Raw genomic sequence first — 1,163 nt, 5'->3', positions numbered from 1 at the left:
CTGCGACGGTTGAATTGGCGACTCCACCATTACCGTCCGAAACTTCGTAGGTGATTGAATCTTCTCCTACGAAATTAGCGCTAGGCGTATATGAGATAGTTCCATCACCATTGATAGCTACGACACCGCTAATCGCCGCAGCAGCCACAACAGATAAACTATCACCATCAATATCTCTATCGTTCACAAGAACATCGATAACAACTGCCGTATCTTCATCAGTAACAGCTGTATCAGATATTGATACCGGCGCATCATTTTCAGGATTGACCGTGACGGATACCGATGAGGTCGCCGTGCCACCGTTACCGTCTGAGACCTCATAGCTAATGCTATCAAGACCATTAAAGTCTGAATTTGGCGCATAACTTAGTGTGCCATCGCCATTTATCGCAACTGCACCGTTTGACGCTGATGCTGAGCTAATGCTCAAACTATCTCCGTCGATATCGCCATCATTCGCTAACACATCAATGGTGACAGAAGCATCTTCCTGCGTTACAGCGGTATCGACTACAGCAACTGGTACATCATTTTCGGGGTTAACCGTGACGGATACCGACGAGGCCCCCGTGCCACCGTTACCGTCTGAGATTTCATAGCTAATGCTATCTAAGCCGTTGAAATCTGCATTAGGTGTATAGTTCAGTGTGCCATCGCCATTAATCACAACAGCACCATTTGACGCTGATGCAGAGCTAATGCTCAAACTATCTCCGTCGATATCACCATCATTCGCTAACACATTAATGGTGACAGACGTATCCTCCTGTGTTGCTGCCGCATCTGCAACAGCAACAGGCGCATCATTTTCAGGGTTCACTGTGACAGAGACTGACGAGGTCATGGTGCCACCGTTACCGTCTGAGATTTCATAGCTGATGCTATCTAAACCATTGAAATCTGCATTAGGCGAGTAGCTCAGCGTTCCATCGCCATTAATTACAACAGCACCACTTACCGCTGATGCAGAGCTAACGCTCAAACTATCACCATCGATATCGCTGTCATTCGCTAACACATCAATCGTGACTGACGTATCTTCCTGCGTTGCAGCCGTATCGAATACAGCAACAGGCGCATCGTTTTCGGGGTTAACCGTGACGAATACCGATGAGGTCGCCGTGCTACCGTTACCATCTGAGACTTCATAGCTGATGCTA

At 47.5% G+C, this 1,163-nt stretch carries 1 protein-coding gene; it reads right to left on the bottom strand.

Going from position 1 to position 1,163, the window contains the following annotated elements; all coding sequences use genetic code 11:
- Window positions 1-1,163: tandem-95 repeat protein (locus A3756_RS05240; protein WP_156490292.1), on the bottom strand; the 1,163-nt coding region annotated here is incomplete at both ends.

The organism is Oleiphilus sp. HI0086 (genome assembly GCF_001635225.1).
This window is presented reverse-complemented; position numbering and strand designations above follow the sequence as displayed.